Here is a 17,334-nt window from a genome sequence, read left to right as displayed (position 1 = left end):
GGGCAGCCGCCCCCGCACCGAAATGCGGCGTTGGCTTGCCTTTTTGGCTTTTCAGGAAGGGAACAGCTTGCTCAGACAGCTGAGCTTTTTCTTATAGGAACGTCGGGCTTGCAGCGCCTCCTCCAGCGTCACCGCGACGAAGCGGGCCTTCTGGTTGGGTTGCATCTGTCCAACCAGGTCGAGGTCGGCGCTGATCACCGTGCCGATCATCGCGTAACCGCCACCGGACACCGCATCGCGGTGCAGGATGATGGGCTCGAGCCCTGCCGGCACCTGGATCGAGCCGATCGGGTAGCAGCTGTCGACGATGTTCGAAGGGTCGGAGCCGGCGCCGAACGGCTGCTCGCGAGGCTGGAAGCTCAGCGGGCTGCCACCCTTGAAGCGATAGCCGATGCGATCGGCCTCCGAGCCGACGGTCCAGGCTTCGGCGAAAAAGCTGTCCGCCGCCGCCAGGGTCAGGCGGTCGTAGTACAGCCCCGGCACCACCCGCAGGGTGATCTCCCCTCCCAGCGACTGTCGCAACGCCATGGGCAGACTCGCCCCGGCACGCCCCTTGCCGCTGGCGGTGCCGATCGGCAGTTCATCACCCATCACCAGCCTGCGCCCCTGAAAGCCACCCAGCGCCCCCAGTGCGTAGGTGGAACGACTGCCGAGCACCACCGGCACATCGATACCGCCGGCCACCGCCAGATAAGCCCGCGCGCCAGCCTTGGGAAAATCGAAACGCAGCACTTGGCCGGCCTTCACTTCGAAAGCGGTGTCCAAGTGCATGTCCACGCCATCGACCTTCGGCGTCATCTGCGCACCACATACCGCCACCAGGGCGTCCTGCTGAAATTCCAGCTCCGGCCCCAGCAAGGTGCACTCCAGCGCCGCCGAATTGGCCGGATTGCCCACCAACTGGTTGGCCGCGCTCAGGGCGTACTGGTCCAGCGCCCCGGAAGGCGGGATACCCAGGTGGTAGTAGCCTTCGCGGCCGAGGTCCTGCACCGAGGTGGCCAGACCGGGTTTGAGCACCTTGATCATGCCAGCACCTCCTGCAGCGACTTGGGATAACCGATCGGGTCGGCGAGGAACGCATCGAGCGAGAACTCGACTGGACGGATGCGCAGATCGAAGCGCCCGGCTTCGACCTCGGCCACGGCGTGGTCATAGGCATCGCGGTCCATCGGCTTGAACTGCACGATGTCGCCGGGACGGAAGAACACCATGTGCTCCTTCAGGTACGCCAGGCTCTGCTGCGGGTCGTAGATCGGTGCCGGGGTGACGCCAAACATCTGGTAGCCACCGGCGCCACGGACCGAGTAGATGCAACCGAAGCAGCCGCCATGACCCAGGGTCAGTTTCGGCGTGTCGGTACGGGGTCGCAGGTACTTGGGCACCTGCAACTGGCGTTCGCGCTCGACCATCTGGAACATGAACGGCAAGCCCGCGACGAAGCCCACCATCGAAACGAACCACGGCGCGCCACTGTGGGCGGCGATGAACGCCTCGACGTCGGCCAAGCCGTTGATGCGCGCGGCGTACTCCAGGTCCGTGGCATTCGGGTCCTGGTGGCGGTCGCGAAAGCGCATCAGGGTTTCGTGGGTCCAGGGATCGTTGTAGAGCACCGGGATCTCGATGATCCGGGTATGCAGCGTGCGCTCGGCCACGGCCTGGGCCTCGGCCCCCTTCACCGCTTCAAGCAGATCGGCCGGCGCGATGCGATCCGGGTCAAAGCGGATCTGGAACGAGGCGTTGGCCAAGCACACGTCGAGCACGCCATCGAGGGCCAGACGCTCCACCGCGCGGGTGACCGCCATGCCCTTGAAGAAGGCTTCAAGGGACATGCTGTCGCTGACTTCGGCAAACAGGTGTTCGTCGGCGCCAAAGCTGTAGCGAATCGGACTGCTCATGCTGCACCTTCACTGCGGCGCTCGGCCAGCCAGGTTTCCAAAGTGCCGGTGTGGAAGTCGGCGGTGTGCAACCAGGGTTGCTCCAGCAGTTCGCCATGCAACGACAAGGTGCTGGCCATGCCGGTGAGCGTGGTCTGCTCGACCGCCAGTCGCGCGCGGGCCAGGGCTTCGGCGCGGTCACGGCCATGAACAATCAGCTTGGCCAGCAACGAGTCATAGTATGGCGGCACCCGGTAGCCTTCATACAGATGGCTGTCGACCCGCACGCCCTCGCCTTGCGGCCAGTGCAGCGCTTGCACAAGCCCTGGGCTTGGGAAGAAATCCCGCGCGGGGTCTTCGGCGTTCAGGCGCATCTGCAGGGCTGCGCCGTTGATCTCGATATCGCTTTGCCTGAGTCCCAGTGGCTCGCCACCGGCAATGCGCAACATGGCCTGGACCAGATCGATACCGGTGATCAGCTCGCTGACCGGATGTTCCACCTGGATCCGTGTGTTCATCTCGATGAAGAAAAACTCGCCGGTGGCGTCGTCGTACAGGTATTCAAGGGTGCCGGCGCCCTTGTATCCCAGCGCCTCGGTCAGGCGCACGGCGCTCGCGCACAGGGCCTCGCGCTGCTGCGCATCGAGGACCGGCGACGGCGCTTCCTCGAAGATCTTCTGGCGACGGCGTTGCAGCGAACATTCGCGCTCGAACAGGTGCACCGCCTGCTTGCCGTCGCCCAGCACCTGCACTTCGATATGCCGGGCCTTGCCGATGAAGCGCTCCAGATACACCGCGCCATTGCCAAAGGCGGCCTGGGCTTCGCGCTGGGAACGGGGGAATTCTTCGCGCAACTGTTGCGGGTTTTCCGCCAGACGAATTCCGCGTCCACCGCCTCCGGCCGAGGCCTTGATCAGCAGCGGGAAGCCGACGGATCTGGCGGCCTCGAGCGCCGACTCCACATCGAACAGTTCATCGGCAGAACCGGGCACCACCGGCACGCCCGCCGCTTGCGCGGTGCGCCGGGCTTCGGCCTTGTCACCCATGCGGCGGATGGTCTCGGGGCATGGGCCGACGAAAATCGCGCCGGCCGCAAGTACCGCTTCGGCGAAATCGGCGTTTTCCGAAAGGAAGCCGTAACCGGGGTGCACCGCGTTGGACCCGGTGGCCTTCAGGGCACCGAGCAAGGCCTCGATATTGAGGTAGCTCTTGTCAGCGCGGACCGGGCCAAGAATGTGCACTTCGTCGGCCATGCGCGCGGCCTGGGAGTCGGTGTCTGCTTCGCTGCATGCTGCCACGGTTGGAATCCCGAGCGCTTTCGCGGCACGGATGATCCGCACGGCAATCTCGCCACGGTTGGCGATCAGCAGTTTACCAATGCCTTGGGTCATGGTCGTGCCCTCACGCGTCTTCGAGTGTCGCGATGACCTGACCCGGCTCCACCGGATCACCGTCTTCGACCAGAAACGCGTCCAGACGCCCTTCCGTACCCGCGGTCAGTTCGGAAAACTGCTTCATGACCTCGATCAGGCCAATCACCGTGTCGGCACTGACGTTGGCACCGGCCTCGACGTAGTTCGGCGATTCCGGAGTGGCTTTGCGGTAGAAAGTCCCAGGCAATGGGGTGATGACGGTGTGCTGCGCCATGTCTGTTCCTCTTGGAATAGTTGTAGAAAGGCAGGCAAAAAATCTGTGTGCCGAGCAAACCCTGGCGTCTGTGCGCCAGGTGTCTTAGATGGCTTTATCGTGGTGCGCGCACCTGGATCCCCGCGCCATCGAGCGCTTGGCGGGTGGCCTCGACCAGTGCCAGGGCACCGGGTGTATCGCTGTGCAAGCAGATGGAATCGAATTCGATCGCGAGGTCTTCACCTTCCACTGTGCGCACCACGCCTTGCTGACAGGCACGCAGTACCCGCGCAGCGACTTGGGCGGGGTCGTAGGCACGCACATTGCGGGTGAAGACGATGGAGCCGCTGATGTCGTATTCGCGGTCGGCGTAGAACTCGCGGATCACCGGTTGGCCGAGCTCCGTGGCGATACGCCAGATCGTCGAGTCGGGCATGCAATACAGCAGCAGTTCAGGCTCCAGGCGCTGCAGGTTTTCCACCAGCAAGCGCGCCGCTTCTTCGTCCCGGGCCAGGTGCATGTACAGCGCACCATGAGGTTTGATGTGTTGCAGGGCCACGCCTTGAACGCGGGCGAGCTCCCGCAGGGCGCCCAGCTGGTACAGCATGTCGTCCACCAGCTCCTGGGCCGATGCCTGGATGTGGCGGCGGCCGAACCCGACCAGGTCGCGAAAGCCCGGATGGGCACCGACGGCCACGCCCAGGCGCTTGGCCTGCTCGACCGTGCGACGCATGGTGCCGGGGTCGCCGGCATGGAAACCGGTGGCGATGTTGGCCGAGCTGATGAAGCCCATCAGTTCGTTGTCGACCCCGTCGCCGATCGTCCACGGACCGAAGCCTTCGCCCATGTCCGAATTGAAATCTACTGCCTGCATGACACGTGCTCCTGACGCTTGTGACTTCATGCAGAGCACGTTAAGTTCCAGTCACCCCCTTGGGAAGATCTATTATCCGAGGGGATATCTTCTGAAAAACAGATACCCCATCAAGCGGAGTGTTCATGTCACTGACCCTGCGCCAGGTTCGCTACTTCGTCGCCACGGCCGAGATCGGGCAAATCTCCCAAGCTGCGATTCATCTGAATATTTCCCAGTCAGCGGTGACCACTGCGATCAAGGAACTGGAGGGCATGCTCGGCACGCTACTGTTCCAGCGCTCGGCCCAGGGCATGAGCCTGACCGATGCCGGACGGCACTTTCTCAACCGGGCCTACGTGATCTTGCGCAGCGTAGAGGACGCCCTCAACAGCCCACTGCCGGACGTTCGGGCCACCGGCCTGTTGCGGGTAGCGGCCAGTTACACGGTAATCGGCTACTTCCTGCCCCATCACCTGCAACGCCTGGAACACTGGCACCCGGACGTGGCCATCGAAGTGCACGAACGGGAGCGCCAGGCCATCGAGCAAGGCCTGCTGGAAGGCGAGTTCGACATGGCGGTGGTGCTGACCTCGAACCTGACCCACCCGGACATCGTCTCGAAAACCCTGTTCAATTCCGAGCGCCGGCTGTGGCTGCCCAGCCATCACCCGCTGTGCGAGCGCTCGGCCGTGAGCCTTGCCGACGTCACACAGGAGCCGTTCATCCTGCTTACCGTCGACGAAGCCGAACAAAGCGCCATGCGCTACTGGGAACATGCCCAGCAGCAGCCCAATGTGCGAATCCGCACCAGCTCTGTGGAGGCAGTGCGCAGCATGGTGGCCAACGGCAGCGGCGTGGCGATCCTCTCCGACCTGGTACATCGCCCCTGGTCGCTGGAGGGTAAACGCATCGAAACGGTGACCATTACCGACAAGGTCACCCCCATGAGCGTCGGCCTGGCCTGGCATCGCGAGCGGGAATTCAGCCCGGCGATGCACGCGTTCCACAATTACTTCCACGATGCATTCCTAGCGCCGCAACAACTCTCCGCACGGCGCTGAAAGCAACGAAAGCCTATCCGGGTCATGGGCGGACGTGACGTTGCAAACGAGCACTTTCGGTGGTTGTGGAATGGCGATTAAGACAGGCTGAGGAATGCATACATACTGGTGTTCTGTTGCGATGCCGCTATCGCTCCATAGCCGGGCAGCTAACGGTCAGACACCGTCAGCTTTCAGCGCCGAAACTGCCTCAGCCAGTTGGCCATCGAAGTACTCCGTGTCATCGCGGGGCTCTGAATCCAACCGCCGCATGGCCTCGACCAACAGTTGAGGAACTGCGATTCGCTGGCTCAGAAAAGTAGCGACCATGAGATCTGAAAGCTCTTCGAAAGGCGTGTCCCAGGCATTTCGACAACGCTGTAGCAACGTTGTCGACGCCGCACCTTTCCAAGGGCCGATGAGGCTGGAGACTGTCGTCATTTGATCCATGGCTCCGATAGCAATTGCGCAATTTCCGGCCCCGAACGGTTGTGTGAGGACTGTTTGCTCAGAGAAATGAGCGTACTCGCTGCCATTCCTTCCAGCACTCCTCTGGAACGATGTCCTCGTAACCCCGCTCTTTTTCCAACGCGACGGCGACACTGAAGGGTATTGCTGTCGCGGTTGCATTATCGCGAATCTCAAGCACCTCATCCTCGCTGAGCTGGGAGCCTTTGCGATCCTCCGCCGCCTTGAGCAGGGATACAAGCGCCGGAACAAAAACGAGACACAGCGGATCGGTGGACAAAGGTTTGCCTCTTGCGAAGTTGATTGGGACTAAGGCTGCAGCTTATAGACCTGGGCAAGCACACGCAAAGCCCAACCCCACCTTGGCTGCTTTGCCAGGCACCATGTGTCCGGTCTCTACACAGGCAGCCACGGCGATTCGCTATGGATCGAAGGGCTCACTCGAGAATGGCCGCTTTCGGCCCATAGCAGACATCCGCATCTGGAAAAAGTAATCTCTACAGACTTTCGGCAGCCGAGCGATGGAATTGTGTCCGTGGTCGACCAAAGACGCCTTAAGGTTTGGCAAGCCCTTTCCGAGTTATTCCTTGATACCGAGATCGATAACGCTACTTTCGCCTACGTGACTAAGGCCATCATTGAAAGCGAATACTCGCCGGGAGATATTCAGACCATTCTTTGGGGAGAGGTTTTCCCGGCCCTTGAGTCGAATTTGCGAAGCGTTGCCGGCGAGTGGGTAGGATGGACGGACGATTGGCTATTGAAACATCTCACCGTGTGCGAAAGACCACTTCTCCAAGCAGCTGCTGGCTGCGTCGCCGCAGAAATCAGACGCTGTTGTGGCGAGAAGTTCATCACCGAATGCCGAAGCGAGCAGCACTTTGTCCGACTGGTACCGTTGCGGCCATTCAGGGTTGTAGGTCGTGATCTTGCTGGTCAGCGCCATGGGCCATCCTTGGGCAGGTTAAAACGTTCTGACATGCTTCACGGCAGACGTCTGCCGCCAATCAAGCGCAATCGAGTCTCTAGTGGCCTTGCACTGCCTGATCAGATTGCGCGCCCAGACTAGCGAGAAAAACCTCGGTATCCCGATTCGACCGCAGGCAGACCACGCGACACCCTGACGGCGCCGTCGCCACGAATCGCCTCATCGCCTCCCGAGACGAGGTTTTCGTCCGCCACATGAACCTGAAGAACTCCGGCAGGTTGGCCAGCAGTTCCGGACAGTCGTCCGGCAGGTCGGGCCGAGAGCGACCGCGGTTCAGCGCCGTCCTGAGGAGCACGCGCCAGAATCGAAGCGGCGCCGAGCGATCGATCCATATCAGCATGTCGGCGCGGGCCAGCCGGTTGTTCCATGTGGTCGAGTGTCCGCCTTCGAAGATCCAGCGTTCACGGGCCTCGACCTCATGGCAAAGACGCGTCTTCTCGTCACGGCTGCGTTCGACCCACCCCGGCTGCCAGTGAATCGTGTCGATATGCACGACCGGCAGCCCTGTGCGCTCACCCAGCTTGCGCGCCAGGGTACTTTTCCCAGACCCTGGCTGACCAATGATCATCACCCGTTGCATTGAAGCTCCCTGCCTGCTGAATTTTGGGCGCGCGATTTTACGGCAATCGCCGACATGGTCAACTGCAAGCACACACTCGAAGCAGTTTGGGCGCAGGTCCCGTATCCTGTTCCCTGCCACTCTCACGGATGAAATGATGGTTCTCAACGCCCTCACGCCGCTGCTGGACTACGTACTGATTCTCTCTCCTGTCCTTTGCTTGTTCGCCGCCTGGTTCTGGATCACGCCGTGCTCAATGATGGGTTTGCGTGTGGCAATTCTCTTGACTGCATTCATGTTCACACGGGACCTGATGACACCCTGCGGATTGTGGATGGTAGGCGGTAAACCAGCACTCCAATTCCATGCCAGTGTGTGGATTCTCGCGTTGCTTGGCTTGGCTTCAATACTGCTGATTACTTGCCTCGCGAGGCTGGCTCCAGCGCTCTGGCGACTGGTAACAGGGTTCAAAGGCAACCGCGCTTGCGGTCTTGCCATAGGAATGGCAGCAGGTTGTGCCATTGGTATACCGATAAGAATTTATCAAGGTATCGAATCGCCCCCTCTCCCCTGGATGCTGGGCTTTGTCGTTTTTGCTTTTGCTGGGAACGCGCTTGAGGAGGTACTGTTTCGAGGCATGCTGCAAGGTCTGCTAGAGCGTGTGACATCAGCACAGCGAGCCGCACTGGGCAGTGCGATTGCGTTCAGCGCGTGTCACGCCTGTCTGGCGTTTATCCTCACCCAAGTGGGATGGCCCATCATGCTGTTCACCCTGGTAGAGGGTCTGGTGTGCGCGCAGGTTCGATTGTGGTGGGGAACGGTTCCGGCCGTGGTCACCCATGGGACGGCGATAGCATTACTCGGTGCCCCGATGGGCTGAATGCCAGCCACTCAAGGGCGGCGCCTCCACAATAGGCCGTTTTCAACCACCGCCACCCCATCCGCTGCGGTTTTACCAGGCGCTCAGTCCAGCGGTGTTTACCCGGGAATCACGAATCTCATCAGTGCCAACGAGCGGCTGACCCTACAGGCCCGGATACATCAAGCCCATCGCCACAGCGAGGATTGTCTTTTTCCATGCCGGCTACACGCCTCAGAGCATCTCTCCACCCGGCAGTAGGCCCGAATCGTCAAAGCCTGGATGATGTTTTTACGCCCCTATTGGCGGGCCAAACCCGCTCCTGCGGCGCTCGCATTTAAATCGAAGCCAGCAGCTGGCTTCGTTGCTTATGGCAGACGCTTAAGCCCGCACTGATACTTGGCACCTGCAAGGCTTGCTTCAAACGCTTCGAGCCCTGCGTATATCTGTTGCAGCCCAGTGATTTGCCCCAGCACTTCGCGTTTCTTGTCGGCAATGGCCTTGCCCGCCAACTCCCACGGCAAATCAGCACCCTGATGCCTCAGCAGAATGGCCTGCAGTTCTTTCAGTTTGAAACCCAACTGCTGCGCGCATTTGATGAACGTCAGCAACTCGACACTCTGCTGATTGTAAACGCGGTACTGCCCCTGGCGCTCGGGCGGCGGCAGCAGGCCAATCGCTTCATAGTGGCGGATGGTCTTGACCGTGGTGCCCGACAGTTGGGCGGCTTTGCCGATATACATGAATGTCCTTTTCAAAAGGGTGCGGGGCATCATTGCATGGCGCCAGCGGTTCGGGAACCACATAGCCGCAGGTCAGCTGGCGATGCCTCGTGCCAGTTCGAGCCAGGCTCCACGCCGCCGCGCGCTGGAGCCGAGCAGCGGCCCGAACATCAGGGTGCGCAGCGTTCTGATACCGCAGAACTGCAACGTGGTCTTGCGCACTTGGTGAAGGCCAGGCATGCGATACACCCAGCGGTAGTACCACGGCGGTGTATCCATCGTCACCAGCAGATGCGCTGTTCGACCCTTGAGCAGTTGCTCGGGGAAAGCTTTGCCTGCCCTATACTGAAACGCGAAACCGGGCAGGAACACGCGGTCGAAAAAGCCCTTCATCAATGCAGGGATACCGCCCCACCAAATGGGGTAGATAAAGGCCAGGTGCTCGGCCCAGGTGATGTCGGCCTGGGCCCTGAGCAGATCGGGCTCCAGTGGCTGCGCTTGCCGGTAGCCGCTGCGTAGTACCGGGTCAAAGCTCAAAGCATCAAGCCGTAATATCCTTACATCATGGCCGGCACTTCTGGCTGCCTCGACATAGCTCTCGGTCAGCGCTGCGCAGAAACTCTCGCTTGACGGGTGCCCCAGCACCACTAGTACTCGTTTGCTCATCATCACTTCATCCTGAACATGAAGCGTGCAGGGTAAAGCCTGACCATAACGGGAGAGTCAACTGCTCAGGCTGCTCTGGGGCCGTTGCAGTGCGCGACATCCAGCGGCCAAAGCTAGAAATCCTGCCCTTGGTGAACGGCAGCTATGGGTCGAAAACGACCGCTCGTGAGCTCCCGCTTCCGACTCAAAGCGCACATCGATCCAAGGCCCTTGTGGGTACCGGCCTCATCGCCTGCAACGTCAACTCAGATCCAGACGTCATTCACCGCAGTTCGCTCCCCTCCTTCATGACCGGTATTCAGAACGCCTCGCGGCTCGATCATCATCAGTTTCGTTTCCGCCTGGGCCGCTGTTCTGTGCTCTACACCACGCGGCACGACATACAGCTCACCCGGCTGCACATACACGCTGCCCTCTGGCAGATCGATACGCAAGGTGCCTTCTAGCACCAGGAACGCTTCATCCGTCTCCGGGTGCGAGTGCCAGATGAATTCCCCTTCGATGCGCACGACCTTGAATTGGTAGTCGTTCATTTGCGCGACTACCCTTGGGCTCCACTGCTGCTCGATCAATGCAGCCTTCTGAGCCAGGTTCACAGGTTGCGATGCGCGTTGCGGGTGTAAGTCGGTCATGGCAGATCCTCTGTAGTTAGAGTGATCAGGCTATCGAAGAGAATGCACGCGTCTCTTGTACGATCCTGCAAGTCAGCGGGCAGGCCGCAAGCGTTCCAGCCAGCGCAGAGGCGGCACGCCGTAGGCGCGGGTAAAGTGCCGGGTCATGTGGCTCTGGTCATGAAAGCCTGCAGCGAGGGCTGCATCGACCAAGGTGAAGCCATCCAGGATCAGCCTGCGAAAACAGTCCAGGCGCCGCAGCGTGACAAAACGGTATGGGCTGGTGCCGTAAAGGGCTCGAAAGTCCCGTGACAAGCTCCACTGCTCACGGCCGCTGGCCTGTTCGAGCATTTCCAGTGTGATGCCGTGGTCAAGGTGCTCCATGATGAACGCCCTGGCGCGCTCGGCCGAGCGGTAGTCCAGGCGCTTGCGGCCGCGGGGCTTGCCGCCGACTGTACGCAGCGCCATGGCCAGGTCATAGACGGCGTCCTGCTCCTCCAGTGTTTCCAACGGATGATCCAGTGCCTGTACGAAGGCCTCGCTGGCGCGATAGAGGCGAGGGTCGCTGGACAGCCCGCCGGCAATGAATGGCAGCGGTTCGCCGCCGAGCACGCTCTGGATCAGCGAAGGATCGATGTAGGCCATCCGGTAGCGAAAGCCGATATCCGTTCCGGCCATGCCGTCATGGACTTCGTCCGGGTGCAGCACCAGGGTGTTGCCCGGCACGCCGTGGCACAGCGCCCCTCTGTAGTGAAAGCTCTGTACGCCAGCAAGGGTACGGCCTATCGAGTAGGTATCGTGCCGATGGGGGTCGTAGCCATGGCCGCCAAACCACGCCTCGATGCGCTCCACGCTGCCAGGCGTGGCACTGCGTATGACCCAATCAGCGCAGGACGGGTTTGCTTTTCGTGCCATAGATAAGCTTGCTGCTAGTGTGCAATGTTGGATGAGGATGGCTCATCCTATTTCAGATTTGCGCGGACACCCCAATCCATTTCCGCTGAATGTCCGCTGTGGGTCGATAGTGGCCGTTCGGCGACTGACCACTAACGACCCATAGCGGTCCTACGCAGAGAGCAGCAAACGGCCAGAGGTGAACCGCCGTAATAGACTCGTCCATCTATGACAACAATCGAGCTCTTCTGGCCGATAGCTGCGGGCCTAGCAGCGCGCAATGGCGTACGAGGTCTGCAATGGGTCGATAGCGTTCTGCCAGCCATGAGGAAGCCTAAATCCCCATGAGAAACCTTGGCGACTGATGGTTTCGACCTTATCCGTTCAACTGTCTAGAGTAGATTCAGTCTAGGCGTCAAACCTTACCTTTTGGGAGACGCTACCCCATGGACTGGAGAAACGACATGCCGGCTTGTCCCATACCGACTGACGAAACGTTGCGCCAGCGCACCCTCGATGAAATGAATGTGCTGGATACACCGGCTGAGCATTACCTCGATACGCTGGTGCGGCTCACTCAGGAAGTGGCGCACGTGGATACTGTGCTGATCAGCCTGATTGATCACGATCGGCAATGGTTCAAGGCCAGGATCGGGCTAGACGTAAACGAGACTCCGCGCAATGTGTCCTTCTGCGGCTACGCCATTCTGGGTGAGGACACCCTGCTGGTGGCCGACGCCGAGTGCGATTCTCGATTCGCCGACAATCCGCTGGTACTTGGCGCACCCTACATCCGCTTCTACGCCGGTCACCCCTTGCGTGCCGGAAACGGCAAAGCGATCGGAACGCTATGCATGTTCGACCCTCGCCCACGCCTGCTAAGTGAGGCGCAGCAGGCCAACTTCAGAGACTTGGCCACGCTCGCGGAGGGTTATCTGCAACTGCGCAGCATGATACAGGCCAACCACGACTTACGCCTTGAAATGGACCGTGAGCAACGCAAGGCTTTGCTTGATCCGCTAACACAGCTATGGAACCGCGGCGCGTTGGCCGCCTTCCAGGATCGTGAACGCCGTTTGGCAAAAGAGAAAGATCTGCAGTTGGGTACTCTGTATGCGGACCTTGACCACTTCAAGTCTGTAAACGACAAGTACGGTCATGCTGACGGTGACCAGGTGCTTTGCGAGTGTGCGCGTCGTCTGCGAGCTGCCCTTCGCCCGGAGGATTTGCTGGTACGCCAGGGCGGTGAGGAGTTCGTCGCATTGCTGCGGGTACAGGACCGTGACGAGCTGGTGCGGATCGCGGAGCGCGTGCGCCTGATCGTTGGCAGCAGACCGATGCAACTCTCCAGCGGTCCGCTGAGGGTGAGTCTCAGTGTGGGATGTACTTTGGTCGCCGATAGCGAGCAGATCGATGATGCACTACGGCGCGCCGACAGCGCACTTTATGCAGCCAAACAGGGAGGGCGCGACCAAGTTGTCTATGCACCGCCGATCTTGTGAGAATCCAAGGCGGAACAAGTACCAGGCAGCCTCAACGCACAGCCTCAAGCGCCTTGCGTACCTCCTGAGCGACCAGCGCCTCAATACGTCCCTCATCTGAGGCCGTCGAAAATACCGCGCAACACGCGACGGCCTCACCAACCGCGCATCGATAGACCGCCACCACACTGCCGGGGCCACACCCGGTATGCCCGGCCAGCGTCAAGCCGCCCTCGATCGTCCCGCGCATCAGGCCCAGGGCATACCCAGGCGCAACCCACGGTCGGCCAGTCATTGGCCCACCCAACACCTTTGTTGCCTGCATTTCCTGGAGCAGGTCGGCCGGAAGCAGTGTCCCGGCGAGCAGACGCTCCAGGAAAAGGGCAGCCTGCGAAACAGGGCCGATCAGCAATCCGTGATAGACCCAGCCAGGGTCGTAGTTCAACGAATGTCCGAGGTAATCCCCGTTCAGATCTGCGCGTTGGGTTGCCAAGCGAACCGCCGAGATACCGAGTGGAGCCAGGACTTGCTGGCTGATCGCCTCTTCAAGCGGCAGGCCTGTGGCACGTTCGATGAGCCTGGCGACCAGCATGTAGCCCACATTCGAATAGCACCACCCCGCTCCAGGGTCATAGCGAAGCCGAGCGCCATCCAGGCGCTGCATCATCTCGTCCACGGACCACGCGGGTTCATGATTGGCAACCGCCGTGTGGTATTCGGGAAGCTCGCTATAATCCGCGAGGCCCGCTTCGTGACGCAGTAGCTGACGCAAGGTGTACGTGGCTTCAGGAAGCGAAGCATCCAGGGCGAGTCGTCGGTCACGTACCAGAGTCAGGGCGGTCGCGGCCAACACCGTCTTGGTGAAACTCCACCATGGCACACAGGGTTCGGCCTGGAGCGATGGCGTAATGAGTCGACCGTTGGAAAGCGTGGAAATCAGCATTGAATACTCAAGCAGTCATGACAGGCCAGTAAGCAAGCGCAGAGGCAACAACATACCCCATTCCGGCGATGCAAGCCGTCAGTCGGCCTCGGTACAATTACTGGAATGCGTATACCAGGGCACCGCAGAATCGATGTAAACGTGCTTTTGCTTGCGTGGCTGGAACGGTGTATCAAGTGTACCCAGCGCGATCGAGATCCAGTCGGCGAACTCACCTTTGGATCGTGACCAGAACAACGTCGAGCCACACGCCCCGCAGAACTCGCGTAACACTGTCTGCGAAGAGGCGTAGGCCTTGATGCTGTCGGCCCCGCGAAGTACGCGAAGTGCGCTGCGCGGCACGCTGCCATATGAGCCGAATGCAGCCCCGTGACCTTTGCGGCATTGGCTGCAGTGACAATGACTCACGGCCTTGGGTGGCGTTAGCAGCTCATAGCTGACCGCTGCGCACAGGCAGCTTCCTTGGTATGCCTCTGTCATATGCCCTTCTGTGCAGGTGAAAAAATGTGATGCCTGTCAGTCAGCGTACTGGGGCTGCTTTGCAGCCTTTCGCGGCACGAGGCCGCTCCTACATGGGGTACGCGATCCCTGTAGGAGCGGCCTTGTGCCGCGAAAGGGTCGCAAAGCGACCCCGGCAATCTTGAAGCCCAAAATCGCAAAAGGGATGGCCGCAACGCTCTACCCCAAGCCACCCATCGATCCCACTGATGATTACTATCAAGCCGCCCGCCTGTCGAGCTGCAAAATCCACCCCCTATAATCGCCTCCCCGTTTTCCCCTCGCTGCAGCGCCTGTCCCAGGCGACAGTCCCCTATGGAAGCCCGCACCATGCCAAGCCCCAACCCGTCCCCCCACAGCCCACCCGAACACAGCCAACAGAGCGTCCGTCAGCAGTGGCTGGCGATTCTCTCGGTCGCCGTGGGCGCCTTCGCCCTGGTGACCAGCGAATTCCTGCCGGTGGGCGTGCTCAACGATGTCGCCGCCGACCTCGGCATCAGCGCAGGCCAGGCCGGCCTGATGGTGACCCTGCCCGGCATCATGGCGGCCCTGGCCGCGCCCTTGCTGTCGGTGGGCATCGGCGCCCTCGACCGACGCTACCTGCTGATCGCCCTGACGCTGATCATGATCGTCGCCAACGCCGTTGTGGCCTACGCCACCGACTTCGGCCTGCTGCTGTTCGGCCGGGTACTGCTGGGCATCAGCATCGGTGGCTTCTGGGCGACCGCGATCGCCCTGAGCGGCCGCCTGGCGCCCAAGGGCGTGGGCGTGGCCCAGGCCACCTCGATCATCATGGTCGGCGTGACCCTGGCCACCGTGCTCGGCGTGCCCGTGGGTACCTGGCTCAGCGGGCTCATGGGCTGGCGCATGACCTTCCTGGTCACCGCGCTGGTGGGCGTGCCGGTGCTGCTGGCGCAGGTCCTGCTGCTGCCGCGGCTCAACCCGGAGAAAGCCATCCGCATCAGCGACCTGCCGGCGCTGTTCGTCAACCCGCAGGCGCGGGTCGGCCTGATCGCGGTGTTGCTGATCGGCCTGGCGCACTTTGCCGCGTACACCTACGTCGCGCCGTTCTTCAAGCACAACGCCGGCTTCGACGGGCCGATGATCGGCTCGCTGTTGCTGCTCTACGGCGTGGCCGGGGTACTGGGCAATGTCTTCGCCGGTTTCGCCGCCAATCAGAGCGTGCGCTACACCCTGATGCTGGTCGCCTTGATGATCGGCATCGGCACCGCGCTGTTCCCCTACTTCGCCACCAGCCTCACCGGCGCGGCGATGCTGATCGCACTCTGGGGCTTCGCCTTCGGCGCCTTCCCGGCCTGCGCCAGCATCTGGATGTTCGTCGTGGCGCCCAAGGATGTGGAGCGCGGCATGCCGCTGTTCGTCGCCATGTTCCAGGTGATCATCGCCCTGGGCTCGTTCTTCGGTGGGCGGATCGTCGACCAGATGGGCAGTGCGGTGCTGTTCAGCCTGGCCACGGCGCTGGTGGGCTGCGGCTTTGTCACGGTGCTGGTGCTGGGGCGCAGCGTCAGCAATCGCCTGGCGGCCCAACCGTCCTGAGCGATCGCTGTTGGAGCGGGCTTGCCGCGCGATGCCGGGTATGGCACCGGCTACGCCGGTGATCGCGGGTCAAGCCCGCCCCCACGCTGACGTTGCCTAACCTGAGAGGCGCCTGTTGTTTCATAGAGCGGTGGCGGGCCGATTTTACCCGCCACGCTTTATCAACTCTTTACGCCGACGGGCCGCAAACCGACAGCAACTTGATACGCAACTCAATACCCTTTGCAGGTCTTTGGCGTATCGAGAGTGCAACATGACGCTATGCGCGAATCCCCTGCCTGGGCGGGCTGGCATTCAGGATGAACGCATGCCCCCTTCCGAGGTGGGTATGAACAACCCTGCCGAACCACTGGCACAGCAGCTCAGGCAACAGGGCATCTGCGAGGTCGAATGCGTGGTGAGCGATTTTTCCGGCATCGTCCGCGGCAAGGTCGCCTCCCTCGACCGCTTCCTCGACGAAGGCAGCATGCGCCTGCCGGAGAGCGTGCTGCTGCAGACGGTGACCGGCGACTTCGTCGACGACGAGGTCTTCTACGCGCTGCTGGACGAGGCCGGCATCGACATGCACTGCCGCCCCGCCGCCCATGCCGTCTACCGCCTGCCGTGGCTGGCGGAACCGACCGCCATGGTCATCCACGACAGCTTCGACCGGCACGGCCAGCCCATCGAGCTGTCGCCGCGCAACGTGCTCAAGCGCGTGCTGGCCCTGTACAGCGACAGTGGCTGGCAGCCGGTGGTGGCGCCGGAGCTGGAGTTCTACCTGACCAAGCGCAGCCATGACCCGGACCTGCCGTTGGAAGCCCCCGAGGGCCGCTCGGGCCGGGCAGAGACGGGTCGGCAGAGTTTCTCCATCGAAGCCACCCACGAATTCGCCCGGCTGTTCGAGGACGTCTACCACTGGTGCGCCGTCCAGGGCCTGGACCTGGACACGCTGGTCCACGAAAGCGGCCCGGCGCAAATGGAGGTCAACTTCCACCACGGCGACCCGCTGCGCCTGGCCGACCAGCTGATCGTATTCAAGCGCACCCTGCGTGAAGCGGCGCTGCAGCACGGCATCAGCGCGACCTTCATGGCCAAGCCGATCGCCCATGAACCTGGCAGCTCGATGCACATCCACCAGAGCGTGCTGGACAGGGCCACCGGCGCCAACCTGTTCGCCAGCGCTCACGGCACACCGAGCGATCGGCTGCTGCACTACATCGGCGGCCTGCAGAAGTACCTGCCCCAGGCACTGGCGCTGCTCGCCCCGAACGTGAATTCCTACCGCCGCTTCCTGCCCGACGCCTGTGCCCCGGTCAATGTCGAATGGGGCGAAGAAAACCGTACCGTGGGCCTGCGCGTGCCCACCGCGACAGCGGCCGCCCTGCGCGTGGAGAACCGCCTGCCCGGCGCCGATGCCAATCCCTACCTGGCCATGGCCGCCAGCCTGCTGTGCGGCTATCTCGGCCTGCTCGAACAGGCGGCGCCCAGCGCGCCCGTGCAGGGTCGCGCCTACGATCATGGCGGCTTGCGCCTGCCGGCCACGCTGGACGATGCGCTGGCGCGGCTCGAAGGTTGCGAACTGCTTGGGGAGTACCTGGGCGACCGCTTCGTCCGTGGGTATGTGGCGGTCAAGCGCACCGAGCTGCACAACTACCGGCAGGTGATCAGCGCCTGGGAGCGTGAGCACCTGCTGCTGAGGGTCTGAGGCTT

20 protein-coding genes and 1 pseudogene are annotated in these 17,334 nt (G+C 61.8%); 6 read left to right on the top strand and 15 right to left on the bottom strand.

Going from position 1 to position 17,334, the window contains the following annotated elements; translation table 11 throughout:
* Nucleotides 1-51: 51 nt before the first annotated feature.
* From K2O50_RS11025 to K2O50_RS11005, 5 genes are all read right to left on the bottom strand, one after another.
* Entirely contained in the window at nt 52-1,026 is a 975-nt protein-coding gene (locus K2O50_RS11025) for a biotin-dependent carboxyltransferase family protein (protein ID WP_050706064.1), read from the bottom strand.
* The gene (locus K2O50_RS11020) at nt 1,023-1,895 is read right to left on the bottom strand and encodes an allophanate hydrolase subunit 1 (RefSeq protein WP_050706065.1); all 873 of its coding nucleotides are present in this window, start codon (nt 1,893-1,895) and stop codon (nt 1,023-1,025) included. Before K2O50_RS11020 ends, K2O50_RS11025 begins: the two co-directional genes overlap by 4 nt.
* Complete coding sequence (locus K2O50_RS11015; protein WP_050706066.1) at nt 1,892-3,265, bottom strand: acetyl-CoA carboxylase biotin carboxylase subunit; 1,374 nt, start codon at nt 3,263-3,265, stop codon at nt 1,892-1,894. The genes K2O50_RS11020 and K2O50_RS11015 overlap by 4 nt, the downstream gene beginning before the upstream one ends.
* Before the next feature lie 10 nt (nt 3,266-3,275).
* A complete protein-coding gene (locus tag K2O50_RS11010; RefSeq protein ID WP_050706067.1) occupies nt 3,276-3,521 on the bottom strand; it encodes an acetyl-CoA carboxylase in 246 nt (81 codons plus the stop codon).
* Between the two features lie 94 nt (nt 3,522-3,615).
* Nucleotides 3,616-4,374, bottom strand: coding sequence for a 5-oxoprolinase subunit PxpA (locus K2O50_RS11005; RefSeq protein ID WP_050706068.1), 759 nt, complete (start codon nt 4,372-4,374; stop codon nt 3,616-3,618).
* A 125-nt stretch (nt 4,375-4,499) separates the two neighbouring features.
* On the opposite strand from K2O50_RS11005, the gene K2O50_RS11000 reads away from it, so the two are divergent.
* Nucleotides 4,500-5,417, top strand: a complete 918-nt coding sequence (locus K2O50_RS11000) for a LysR family transcriptional regulator (RefSeq protein WP_050706069.1) — start codon at nt 4,500-4,502, stop codon at nt 5,415-5,417.
* Nucleotides 5,418-5,573: 156 nt separating this feature from the next.
* Here K2O50_RS11000 and K2O50_RS10995 read toward each other — a convergent pair whose 3' ends face one another.
* The 4 genes from K2O50_RS10995 to K2O50_RS10980 form a co-directional block, all read right to left on the bottom strand.
* On the bottom strand, nt 5,574-5,837 hold the full coding sequence (locus K2O50_RS10995) for a contact-dependent growth inhibition system immunity protein (RefSeq protein WP_052895967.1): 264 nt from the start codon (nt 5,835-5,837) through the stop codon (nt 5,574-5,576).
* Between the two features lie 67 nt (nt 5,838-5,904).
* Entirely contained in the window at nt 5,905-6,144 is a 240-nt protein-coding gene (locus K2O50_RS10990; RefSeq protein ID WP_050706071.1) for a hypothetical protein, read from the bottom strand.
* Between the two features lie 477 nt (nt 6,145-6,621).
* Nucleotides 6,622-6,810: a hypothetical protein gene (locus K2O50_RS26890; RefSeq protein ID WP_050706072.1), complete on the bottom strand. Its 189-nt coding sequence runs from the start codon at nt 6,808-6,810 to the stop codon at nt 6,622-6,624.
* Between the two features lie 79 nt (nt 6,811-6,889).
* A complete protein-coding gene (locus K2O50_RS10980; protein WP_050706073.1) occupies nt 6,890-7,432 on the bottom strand; it encodes an AAA family ATPase in 543 nt (180 codons plus the stop codon).
* Nucleotides 7,433-7,568: 136 nt separating this feature from the next.
* On the opposite strand from K2O50_RS10980, the gene K2O50_RS10975 reads away from it, so the two are divergent.
* Both K2O50_RS10975 and K2O50_RS10970 read left to right on the top strand, forming a co-directional pair.
* The gene (locus K2O50_RS10975; protein WP_050706074.1) at nt 7,569-8,291 is read left to right on the top strand and encodes a CPBP family intramembrane glutamic endopeptidase; all 723 of its coding nucleotides are present in this window, start codon (nt 7,569-7,571) and stop codon (nt 8,289-8,291) included.
* 150 nt (nt 8,292-8,441) lie between these two features.
* Nucleotides 8,442-8,528 (top strand): annotated as a pseudogene (locus K2O50_RS10970) (integrase); the annotation flags it as partial.
* A gap of 110 nt (nt 8,529-8,638) precedes the next feature.
* On the opposite strand, the gene K2O50_RS10965 reads toward K2O50_RS10970, so the two are convergent.
* From K2O50_RS10965 to K2O50_RS10950, 4 genes are all read right to left on the bottom strand, one after another.
* A complete protein-coding gene (locus K2O50_RS10965) occupies nt 8,639-9,013 on the bottom strand; it encodes a MerR family transcriptional regulator (protein ID WP_050706075.1) in 375 nt (124 codons plus the stop codon).
* A gap of 72 nt (nt 9,014-9,085) precedes the next feature.
* On the bottom strand, nt 9,086-9,661 hold the full coding sequence (locus K2O50_RS10960; RefSeq protein WP_050706076.1) for an NAD(P)H-dependent oxidoreductase: 576 nt from the start codon (nt 9,659-9,661) through the stop codon (nt 9,086-9,088).
* Between the two features lie 242 nt (nt 9,662-9,903).
* Complete coding sequence (locus K2O50_RS10955; RefSeq protein ID WP_050706077.1) at nt 9,904-10,290, bottom strand: cupin domain-containing protein; 387 nt, start codon at nt 10,288-10,290, stop codon at nt 9,904-9,906.
* Nucleotides 10,291-10,362: 72 nt separating this feature from the next.
* Nucleotides 10,363-11,184 (bottom strand): AraC family transcriptional regulator, encoded by an 822-nt coding sequence (locus tag K2O50_RS10950; protein WP_050706078.1) that lies wholly within the window; start codon nt 11,182-11,184, stop codon nt 10,363-10,365.
* Between the two features lie 443 nt (nt 11,185-11,627).
* On the opposite strand from K2O50_RS10950, the gene K2O50_RS10945 reads away from it, so the two are divergent.
* Nucleotides 11,628-12,665 (top strand): sensor domain-containing diguanylate cyclase, encoded by a 1,038-nt coding sequence (locus K2O50_RS10945; RefSeq protein WP_050706079.1) that lies wholly within the window; start codon nt 11,628-11,630, stop codon nt 12,663-12,665.
* Nucleotides 12,666-12,696: 31 nt separating this feature from the next.
* On the opposite strand, the gene K2O50_RS10940 is transcribed toward K2O50_RS10945, so the two are convergent.
* The gene (locus K2O50_RS10940; RefSeq protein WP_050706080.1) at nt 12,697-13,587 is read right to left on the bottom strand and encodes a serine hydrolase; all 891 of its coding nucleotides are present in this window, start codon (nt 13,585-13,587) and stop codon (nt 12,697-12,699) included.
* 78 nt (nt 13,588-13,665) lie between these two features.
* On the bottom strand, nt 13,666-14,067 hold the full coding sequence (locus tag K2O50_RS10935) for a GFA family protein (protein ID WP_082337765.1): 402 nt from the start codon (nt 14,065-14,067) through the stop codon (nt 13,666-13,668).
* A gap of 348 nt (nt 14,068-14,415) precedes the next feature.
* On the opposite strand from K2O50_RS10935, the gene K2O50_RS10930 reads away from it, so the two are divergent.
* Together K2O50_RS10930 and K2O50_RS10925 are read left to right on the top strand one after the other, a co-directional pair.
* Entirely contained in the window at nt 14,416-15,642 is a 1,227-nt protein-coding gene (locus tag K2O50_RS10930) for an MFS transporter (protein ID WP_050706189.1), read from the top strand.
* 328 nt (nt 15,643-15,970) lie between these two features.
* Nucleotides 15,971-17,329, top strand: a complete 1,359-nt coding sequence (locus tag K2O50_RS10925) for a glutamine synthetase family protein (protein WP_050706190.1) — start codon at nt 15,971-15,973, stop codon at nt 17,327-17,329.
* Nucleotides 17,330-17,334: the final 5 nt, after the last annotated feature.

It is taken from the genome of Pseudomonas sp. 2hn, assembly GCF_019646095.1.
Taxonomy (GTDB): Bacteria; Pseudomonadota; Gammaproteobacteria; order Pseudomonadales; family Pseudomonadaceae; genus Aquipseudomonas; species Aquipseudomonas peradeniyensis.
This window is presented reverse-complemented; position numbering and strand designations above follow the sequence as displayed.